Origin of the sequence: Castellaniella sp. (assembly GCF_034007085.1) — a bacterium.
Classification (GTDB): Bacteria; Pseudomonadota; Gammaproteobacteria; order Burkholderiales; family Burkholderiaceae_B; genus Castellaniella.
The window spans coordinates 1-4,733 of record NZ_JAVERO010000146.1; the positions used below are offsets into that span (position 1 = coordinate 1).

Below are 4,733 nucleotides of genomic sequence, written 5' to 3' on the forward strand. Positions count from 1 at the left end.
CGGGCCGGGCAATCCATGGTTGCCGCCGATCCAGGGCTACCGCCACCTGGAACAGGTCGTGGCCTGGAATACGCTGGTCTTCGAGGCGGTGACGGCCCAGTTGCAGGCGGGCCGCCTGCCGCTGATGCTGGGTGGCGATCATTGCCTGGGGGTTGGTTCAGTGGGAGCCGTGGCGCGGCATTGTCGGCGCGAGGGCCGGCCGCTGCGGGTGTTCTGGCTGGATGCCCATACGGATTTCAATACGGCTGCGCTCACGCCCAGCGGCAATCTGCACGGGATGCCCGTGGCCTGCCTGTGCGGCTTTGGACCATCCAGCCTGGTGGATCTTGGCGGGCCTGGGCCGGCCCTGCGGCCTGCTGAACTGCGGATGATCGGCATTCGCAGCGTCGACGCGGGCGAGCGCGAGTTCGTCCACGAGCAGCGCTTGGATGTCTACGATATGCGCACGATCGACGAACGCGGCATGCGCGCAGTCATGGAGTCCGCCCTGGATGGCCTGCCCGCAGACGCCCACGTCCACGTGAGCTTCGACGTCGATTTTCTGGATCCGGATGATGCGCCGGGCGTCGGTACCACGGTCCGGGGTGGGCCGACCTGGCGTGAGGCGCAGCTGTGCATGGAAATGCTGGCCGATACGGGCCGGGTCGGATCGGTGGATATCGTGGAATTGAATCCGGCCCTGGACGTGCGCAACGGCACGGCCCGGGTCGCGGTCGAGCTGGTCGAAAGCCTGTTTGGCAAGAGCACGCTGGTTCGCCGGCCGCGCTGATACGCAGGGCCGCCGTGCACTCGTCCGCCCTGCCGATCGGTTCAGCAGGGCGGCGGGATCGCGTCCGCCGCCTTCAGGCCGCTGCGCACGGCGCCTTCCAGTACGGCGGGATAAGCAGTATCGGTCCAATCCCCGGCCAGCAGCAGGCCGGGCCAGGGCGTGATTGTGCCGGGACGGCGCAGGCCCGGGACGGCATCGAAAGTCGCCCGCCGTTCCGTCACCAGAGCGTGGGTCTCGATGTCCGGCAGCGGTGGCAGCGACCCTGCTGCCTGGGCGCGGATCTGTGCGATGACCCCGGCCGCGATGTGTGCGGGATCCTGGCCCGCATAGCGATCTGCGGCGCCGATGACGACGTGGACCAACCGCTGGTCGGCGCATGCGCGGGCGCTGGCGCTGCGGTCGAACAGCCACTGTCCCCAGGCCGCGCGCGCCGGGTCGTCGCGCAGCAGCAGCATTGGATGGCCAGACTGCCAGGGGCGGGCCAGCCGCAGCGTCAGGGTGCCGATGGCCGATTGTGCGGGGACGGCCCAGCCATTCAGGAAATCCGTTGCGGCGGGCAGCGGCGCCAGCAGGCGCCGGGCTTCGGCAGCGGGCACCGCCAGGATCAGGTGCGAGTGCGGCTGGCCGTCCACCTGCCAACCGTCAGTCGCCCCCGGTGCGATCGTGCGCACCCGGTGGCGCAGCAGGTCCGTGCCCAGCAGGGTGCAGGCGTGGGCGGGCCAGAGATCGTGCAGGCTGCCGCGGGGGATCAGCAGGCGGCTGGCGGCCGGCCCGGCCCCCAGGCTGTCGGCCAGCACGCGGGCGAACAGGCGGGCCTGCGCGGTGTGCGTCGGCGTGTTCATGGCGGCCAGGCACAGGGGTTCCCACAGGCGTGCCATCAGGCCGGGTGGGCTGCCCAGACCGGTCAGCCAGTCTGATACGGTTGTGGATGGGTCGATGGGTGCCGGGTCCAGGGCGCCGAACACACGGGCCAGGTGGCGTCGGCCGTGCCAGCCGTCCAGCCCGCGGCTGCCCAGCAGGACGCCCAGGCGGTGCAGGGGTGGGGGCAGCGGCCAGAACTGCAATCTGGTGCGGCCATCGGCCGATCGCAGCACCAGATTGCGTTCCAGCAGGGCGTGTGCGGGGGACACGCCCAGATCCTGCATCAGCGCCAGGGTGGCCGTGTAGGCGCCCAGCAGGATGTGCTGGCCATTGTCGATCGGCTGGCCCAGACCGGGATGATCGATCCGCCGTGCCCGGCCACCCGGCGTGGCGGCGGCTTCGTAGACCCGGACGGCATGGCCTGCCTGGCGCAGTCGCATGGCGGCGGCCAGGCCTGCCCAGCCAGCGCCGACGACGGCGATGGTGCTCATCGCGCCAGGCGGCGCACCAGTCCCCGGCCGCCCCCGACCCAGGTCTTCCAGGCCAGCCAGAACTTGCGGATCGGCGTCAGGGCGATGCGCTGGTCCAGCACATGCCAGCCGTCGCGTTCGATCTCGTCGAGCAGCGCGGCGTAGATGGCGGCCATCATCAGGCCGGGCCGCTGCGCGCGGCGATCGGCGTCCGGCAGGGCGCGCATGGCGTCGCGGTACAGCCCGCGCGCACGTTCGGCCTGTTGCCGCATCAGGGCCTGGAATCCGGCGGACTCATGGCCGTCGAGGATGTCGTCCTCGGTCACGCCGTGGCGCGCCATGTCCTCGGCCGGCAGGTAGATGCGCCCGCGCCGGGCGTCGTCGCCCACGTCGCGGATGATGTTGGTCATCTGGAAGGCCAGGCCCAGCGTTTCGGCATATTCCAGTGTGCGTGGGTCGGTGTGGCCGAAAATCCTGGCCGACAGATTGCCTACTACGCCAGCGGCCCGCCAGCAGTATTCCTTGAGCGTGTTCCAGTCGGCGTAGCGGAACTGATCCAGGTCCATTTCCATGCCCTCGATCACGGCATAGAAAGGCTCCGGGCGCAGGTCAAAGGCGCGGATGTGGGGGGCCAGGGCGATCGCCACCGGGTGATCGGGCGTGCCGTCGAACATCAGGCCGACCTGGTCGCGCCACCAGGCGAGTTTCATCCGTGCGACAGAGGCTTCGCCGACTTCGTCCACGATATCGTCCACCTCGCGGCAGAAAGCGTACAGCGCCGTGATGGCGCGGCGTTGTTCCGGGGGCAGGAACAGAAAGGCATAGTAGAAGCTCGAACCGCTGCGGGCGGCTTTCTGTTGGCAGTATTCGTCAGGCGTCATGGTGGGTGGGCAGGGCGGCGTCCGGGCGCGGTGCAAGGAATGCGCGCCAGCATAGCAGGAAGGCGTCGGCGCGGCCCAGGATGGGCCGGTGGTTCCAGGGGTCATAGCCGCCTGCCGCCAGTTTTTCCAGGATGCGCAGGCCACCATGGACCACCAGGCGCAGCTCCAGGCCGATGCGGCCAGGCAGCGACCAGGCAAGCGGACTGCCGGCCAGCAGGGAGCGGTGGGCCAGGCCGGCCTGTTCCCGCACGGCGGCGCGCCAGGCGTCTGAGGGCGGGGTGGGCGGGTCGGCGCACAGCGCATCCTGGTCGTCCGGGTCGAGCCCGTGGCGTTCGAGGCAGTCCAGGGGGATGTAGCAGCGGCCCTTGGCATGGTCCAGGGCGACATCCTGGCAGAAATTCACCCGTTGCAGTCCGGTGCAAAGGGCGTCGGACCAGGCCAGGGCCGACGGTGCCGTGTGGCCGAACAGATGCAGCATCAGGCGGCCGACTGGGTTGGCCGAGCGGCGGCAGTAGTCCAGCAAGGCGGGCTCGTCGGCATAGCGGACAGTGTCCAGGTCCTGGGTGAAGGCCGACAGCAGGTCCAGCAGGGGCTGGATGGGCAACTGGTGATGCGCAAGGGTGTCGCCCAGGCGGGCGAAGATGGCCCGGTCTGTCTGGGCCAGCGGGGCCTGGATCGGCCGTCCAGCCCCCAGGTCGCGGACTGCGCTGCGCCAGGCTTCGAGCCGTGCCAGGCGCGCGTCCCGGCAGGCGTCGCCTTCGTCGGCGATATCGTCCGCGCCCCGGGCGAAGGCATACAGGTTGCGCACGGCAGGGCGCAGCCGGGCGGGCAGCAGCAGGGATGCGACGGGGAAGTTCTCGTAGTGATCAACAGCCATGATCAGGCAGTATACTTAGGGCCTTTCTGATCCGGGGGATGTCATGCCGCGTCCGATTCTGGCGACGATCGACACTGCCGCCTTGTCCCACAATCTGGGGACGGTGGCTGGCCTCCTGCGTCAGGATGCTGCCGGCGCGGCGCCTTTCATCTGGGCGGTGATCAAGGCGCGTGGCTATGGTCATGGCATCGAAGCCGCCTTGGCCGGTTTTGCCGAAGCCGATGGCCTGGCGATGCTGGACCTGGAAGAAGCCATCCACTGCCGGGAATTGGGCTGGTCCGGTCCGTTGCTGCTCCTCGAAGGCTTCTTCGAGCCCCAGGATCTGGAAATCCTGGTCCAGTACCGGATCAGCACCGCGCTGCATTGCGCCGAACAGCTGGACATGCTGGAATCCAGCCCGGTCGCCCAGCAGATCGATGCCTTCGTCAAGTTGAACACCGGCATGCATCGGCTGGGGTTTCAGCCGCACGAATTCCGTGCGGCCCATGATCGCGCACTGGCCTTGCAGACCAGCGGTGTGCTGGGGCAGGTTGGCGCGATGACCCATTTCGCCCGTGCGGACGATGACCCCGCCGTGACGCGGGCACAGATCGAATGTTTTGCACATGCGACCGCCGGCCTGACCGGCCCGGTCAGCCTGTGCAATTCCGCCGCGACCCTGACGCCCGGGCTGGCGGCGGGCATTGCCGGGGCGACCCAATGGGTGCGGCCCGGCATCTGTCTGTACGGGGCTTCGCCCTTTGCCGATCGGCCGGCCGATGCATTCGGCCTGCGTCCGGCCATGACGCTGTCGGCCCAGCTGATCAGCACGCATCGTGTGCCGGCCGGGGAATCGGTGGGCTATGGCCACACCTTCCGCGCTCCCCGAGACATGC

General features: G+C 69.4%; 5 protein-coding genes. 2 read left to right on the forward strand and 3 right to left on the reverse strand.

Annotated elements, in window-relative coordinates; all coding sequences use genetic code 11:
• A partial coding sequence (gene rocF / locus RBR29_RS10530) for an arginase (RefSeq protein ID WP_320349109.1) occupies positions 1-769 on the forward strand: 769 nt, incomplete at its 5' end.
• 41 nt (positions 770-810) lie between these two features.
• On the opposite strand, the gene hpnE is transcribed toward rocF, so the two are convergent.
• The 3 genes from hpnE to hpnC are packed head-to-tail and all read right to left on the reverse strand — an operon-like array spanning position 811 to position 3,858.
• Entirely contained in the window at positions 811-2,121 is a 1,311-nt protein-coding gene (gene hpnE, locus RBR29_RS10535) for a hydroxysqualene dehydroxylase HpnE (protein WP_320349110.1), read from the reverse strand.
• Complete coding sequence (hpnD, locus tag RBR29_RS10540; RefSeq protein ID WP_320349111.1) at positions 2,118-2,981, reverse strand: presqualene diphosphate synthase HpnD; 864 nt, start codon at positions 2,979-2,981, stop codon at positions 2,118-2,120. Before hpnD ends, hpnE begins: the two co-directional genes overlap by 4 nt.
• Positions 2,971-3,858, reverse strand: coding sequence for a squalene synthase HpnC (hpnC, locus tag RBR29_RS10545; protein WP_320349113.1), 888 nt, complete (start codon positions 3,856-3,858; stop codon positions 2,971-2,973). The genes hpnD and hpnC overlap by 11 nt, the downstream gene beginning before the upstream one ends.
• A 43-nt stretch (positions 3,859-3,901) precedes the next feature.
• Between hpnC and alr the strand changes: the two genes are divergently transcribed.
• On the forward strand, positions 3,902-4,733 hold an 832-nt coding region (gene alr / locus RBR29_RS10550), incomplete at its 3' end, for an alanine racemase (protein ID WP_320349114.1).